The organism is Frankia sp. AiPs1 (assembly GCF_023716945.1).
Classification (GTDB): Bacteria; Actinomycetota; Actinomycetes; order Frankiales; family Frankiaceae; genus Frankia.
The window spans coordinates 1-4,965 of sequence record NZ_JAMQQF010000450.1; the positions used below are offsets into that span (position 1 = coordinate 1).

Sequence of the window (4,965 nt, forward strand, 5' to 3'; positions counted from 1 at the left end):
GGGCACCATCGCGACGCCGTCGCGCAGGGCCAGCTGCGGCTCGCCGGTGGCGATCGCGGCGGGCAGCGCGGCCAGGGAGGCGGCCGTGCCGTCCAGGTCGACGACCACGATGCGGTCGGGGTTCTCCGTGGCCGCGGAACGCAGCAGCCCCCACAGCGGGGCGGCGGTGAGTTCCACCGGGTCGCCGCTGCGCGCCGCCACCGCGCGGCGGGTGAGTACCACCAGACGCGCGCCCGGGCGGTCCTCCCGAGTGAGCCAGTCGCGCAGCCGGTCGAGCAGGGCCAGGACCGCCCCGCTGACCGCCGCCGGAACGTCATGGCGCTGCGGGTCCGCCGCGGCCGGCACACTGGCGGATCCGCGTGGGGGCAGGCCCGACGGCGTCCACCATGGCAGCAGGGTCAGCTCCGCGTCGTCGGTCGCGGGAGCACCGAGGTTCAGCTCCAGGTCTGCCCGTTCCAGCCCTGCCAGCCCCAGGTCTGCCGCTTCCAGGTCGGCCAGCCGCAGCCCTGCCGATTCCTGGTTTGCTGGCTCCAGGTCTGCCAGCTCGTCCGTGGCGAACCGGTAGGGCGCTGCCGCGCCGTCCGGCAGGGGCGGCAGTTCCCGCCACTCCAGCTCGTACAGGGACGCGGCGCCCGCGCCGGCGCCGGCCGACGGCAGGCTGGCCGGGTCGACCGGGCGCAGTGTGATCCGCTCCACCCGGGCCACCGGCGCCCCCGTCGCGTCGGCCACCTGCACGGTGACGGTGTCGCGCTCGCCGGGACCGGGCGCGACGGTGACCCGCAGCTCGGTGGCGCCGGTCGCGGCCAGGGTGATCCCGGTCCAGGCGAACGGCAGCAGCACACCCGAACCCAGGAAGGTACCCAGGCCCATCGCGTGCAACGCCGAGTCGAGCAGCGCCGGATGGATCGCGAAGCGGCCCGCGTCGATGTGGAGTTCGGGATCGAGGGCGACCCGGGCGTGCACCGTGTCCCCCGAGCGCCAGGCGGCGCGCAGGTTCTGGAACGCCGGGCCGTACTCGTAGCCGAGGTCGGCGAGCTGGTCGTACAGCCCGTCGACCGGGATCGGGATGGCCTGCGGGGGCGGCCAGGTGGTGTCGGCGGCCGGCGGGATCGGCGTCTGGGCCGCGGGGGCCAGCACGCCGGTGGCGTGGCGGATCCACGTGTCCTGGGTTCCCGCGCGGGAATGCACGGTGACCCGGCGACGGCCGGTGGAGTCCGCCGCCTCGACCCGCGCCTGCACCCGGACCCCACCGGAGTCGGGCAGGATCAGCGGTGCCTCGAGCGTCAGCTCCTCGACCCCGCCGGCGCCGGTGTGCACGGCCGCCTGGAACAGCAGCTCAAGGTGGGCCGTGGCCGGCAGCAGCACCGTGCCGCGGACCGCATGGTCGGCGAGCCACGGGTGCGACTGGCGGGACAGCCGGCCGCTGAGCAGCAGCCCGCCGCCGTCGGCGAGTTCGGTGACGACGCTGACGAAGCCGTGCCCGGTCGAGTCCAGGCCCAGGCCCTCGGCGTCGTGCCGGGCGGCCGCCCCCTCCAGCCAGTAGCGGCGTCGTTGGAAGGGGTAGGTGGGCAGGGTGGTGGGGGCGGTGGTCGGGTTGAGCGTGGGGCTGGTGGGGGTGTGCCAGGTGGGGGTGTGGCCGTGGGTGTGGAGGTGGGCGAGGGCGGTGTGGAAGGTGTGGAGGGTGCCGTGGTCGCGGCGCAGGGTGCCGGTGATGGTGATGGTGGGGCGGCTGGCCTCCTCGGGGCCTCGGATTTCTGCGTTGCGGGATTCTGCGTTTCGGTTTTCTGCGTTGCGGATTTCTGTGTTGCCGGATTCCGGGTCTCGGGTTTCGGGGTTCTCGGGTCGCGCGGAGTCGAGGGTGTCGGTGATGGCGGTGGTGAGGACCGGGTGCGGGCTGCACTCGATGTAGGTGGTGTGGCCGTCCCGGTACAGAGCGGTGACGGCGGAATGGAACAGGACGGGGTTACGGAGGTTCTGGTACCAGTATTCGGCGGTGAGAGCCGTGGTGTCGAGGTAGTCGTTGGTGAGGGTGGAATAGAAGGGAACGACGGCCGGCGCGGGACTGATGTGCGCCAGGGCGGCGGTCAGGGCGGCGTGGAGGGGCTCGATGTGGGGGGTGTGAGAGGCGTAGTCGACGGGAATTCGGCGGGACTGGATTTTATGGGTCTCGCAGTGCTGCAAAAGCGCGGTGAGGGATTTCGGGCTGCCGGCGACGATGGTGTGGGTGGGGCTGTTGTGGGCGGCGACGTGGAGGTCGGGAAACGCGCCCAACAGGTCTCGGGTGGCCGCCGCGGGCAGGGTGACCGACGCCATGGCGCCGGTGCCGGCGAGCGTGGTGAGGGCCGTGGCGCGCAGGGCGACGACGGCGGCGGCGTCGTCCAGGGTCAGGGCGCCGGCGATGTGGGCGGCGGCGATTTCGCCCTGGCTGTGCCCGACGACGGCGTCCGGCTCGATGTCGTGGTGCTGCCACAGGCGGGCCAGGCTCGTCATGACCGCGAACAGCGCGGGCTGGACGACGTCGGCCGTGGTGGGGGGCGGGGCCGGGGAGGTGAGAACGTCGAGCAGGTCGTAGTCGAGGTGTGCGTTGAGCGCCTCGGTGGTGGCGGTGAGGTGGCGGGCGAAGGTGGGGGAGGTGGCGAGCAGATCGCGGGCCATGCCGTGCCACTGGCTGCCCTGGCCGGGGAAGACGAAGACGGTCTTTCCGCGGGGAGCGGCCGTGGCCGCAACGAGCTGCGGATGCGACTGCTGACGGGTGAGGGCGAGCAGGGCGTCGCGGAGCTCGGCGTGGGTGGCGGTGACGACGGCGGCGCGATGGCGGTGATGGGTCCTGCCGTGGGCGAGGGCATGGGTCACGGCCTGGGGGGTGATATCGGGGTGGTCGCCAAGATAGACGTGCAGGTTTTCGGCCTGGGCGCGCAGGGCCTGTTCGGTGTGCCCCGACAGCAACACCGGAACAGGGCCGCCCGCCACCTCCACCGGCGGCGCCGGCACATTCTCCGGCGGCGCTGTCACATTCTCCGGCGGCGCCTCCTCGATGATGACGTGGGCGTTGGTCCCGCTCATTCCGAACGCGGACACGCCGGCCCGCCGCGGCCGTTCCCGCGGCTCCCAGGACCGCCTTTCGGTGAGGAGGGCTACGGTGCCGCTGTCCCAGTCGACGTGCGGGGTGGGGGCGTCGACGTGCAGGGTGCGGGGCAGCGTGTCGTGGTGCAGGGCTTCGACGATCTTGATGATGCCGCCGACGCCGGCGGCGGCCTGGGTGTGGCCGATGTTGGACTTGAGGCTGCCGAGCCACAGCGGACGGTCCGCGGGTCGGTCGAGGCCGTAGGTGGCATGCAGAGCCTGGGCCTCGATGGGGTCGCCGAGGCGGGTGCCGGTGCCGTGGGCCTCGACGGCGTCGATGTCGTCGGGAGTGAGCCCGGCGTCGGCGAGGGCGGCGTGGATGACGCGTTGCTGGGACGGGCCGTTGGGGGCGGTGAGGCCGTTGCTGGCACCGTCCTGGTTGATGGCGCTGCCGCGGACGACGGCGAGGACGGGGTGGTTGTTGCGCCGCGCGTCGGAGAGCCGTTCCACCAGCAGCAGCCCCACCCCCTCGCCGAACGCGGTGCCGTCCGCGGCCGCCGCGAACGCCTTGCAGCGCGCGTCGGGGGACAGCCCGCGCTGGCGGCTGAATCCGATGAAGATGTCCGGGTTGGACAGCACCGTCGCCCCGCCGGCCAGGGCCAGGTCGCACTCGCCCCGGCGCAGCGACTGCACCGCCAGGTGCAGCGCGACCAGCGAGGCCGAGCAGGCCGTGTCCACGGTCACCGCCGGTCCCTCGAGCCCCATCGTGTAGGCGATCCGCCCGGAGGCGATGCTGCCCGCACTGCCGATGCCCAGGTAGCCCTCCATGTCGGGGGGTAGTCCCACCCGTGAGCCGTAGTCGGTGTAGACGACGCCGGCGAACACTCCCGTGCGCGAGCCGCGCAGCGAGTCCGGCGCGATCCCGGCCCGCTCGAACGCCTCCCACGACGTTTCCAGCAGCAGCCGCTGCTGCGGGTCCATCGCGGTCGCCTCCCGCGGGGAGATCCCGAAGAACGCCGGGTCGAACAGGTCGGCGTCGTGCAGGAACCCGCCCTCGCGGGCGTACGAGGTGCCGGCCCGCTCCGGGTCCGGGTCGAACAGGGTGTCCAGCTCCCAGCCCCGGTTGTCGGGGAACGGCGAGATGACGTCGCGCTCCTCGGCCACCACCTGCCACAGGTCCTGCGGGGAACGCACGCCGCCGGGGTAGCGGCAGGCCATCGCGACGATCGCGATCGGCTCGCCGTCGTTCCCGCGGCGGCGCGGGTCCGGGATCGGCGCCTGGCGCGCGGACGGTCCCAGCAGCTCGACGCGCAGGTGGTCGGCGAGCACCTCGGGCGAGGGATAGTCGAACAGCAGGGTGGTCGGCAGGCTCAGCCCGGTCGCCGTGGCCAGCCGGTTGCGCAGGTCCACCGCGGTGAGCGAATCGAAGCCGAGGTCCTTGAACGCGCGGTTGACGTCGATGGCGTCCGCGCCGGTGTGGCCGAGCACCGCGGCCACCCCCGTGCGGATCAGGCCGAGCAGCACCGCCCGCTGATCGGCCTCGGACCGACCGGCGAACGAGGCCGCCAGCGCGCCGGCCCGTGGACCCGCGGCTCGCGAGGGCGAGACCCGGACCAGGGAACGCAGCAGCGGTGGCAGCGCGCCGGCGGTCGCCACTGCGCGCAGCCTGGCATGGTCCAGACGGGCGGCGACCAGTGTGGGCCGGTCGACCCGCGCGGCGAGCGAGACCAGCGCGCCCGTCTGGGCGTCGTCGAACGGGAGCAGGTGGTCAGGCTCGGCGTCCCCGTCGGTCGTGCGTGGCCCGATGGCGATGCTCTGCGTCGGCAGCCCCAGCGCGCGCCGGTGCTGGGCCAGCGCATCGAGGTGGGCGCCGATCGCCGCCCGCGCCGCGAGGCCCGGGCC

The 4,965-nt window shown here is 73.8% G+C and carries 1 protein-coding gene; it reads right to left on the bottom strand.

What is annotated here, in order from left to right; translation table 11 throughout:
• Positions 1-4,965, bottom strand: a 4,965-nt coding sequence (locus ND748_RS25020) for a type I polyketide synthase (RefSeq protein ID WP_251748461.1), incomplete at both ends; no start/stop codon positions are given.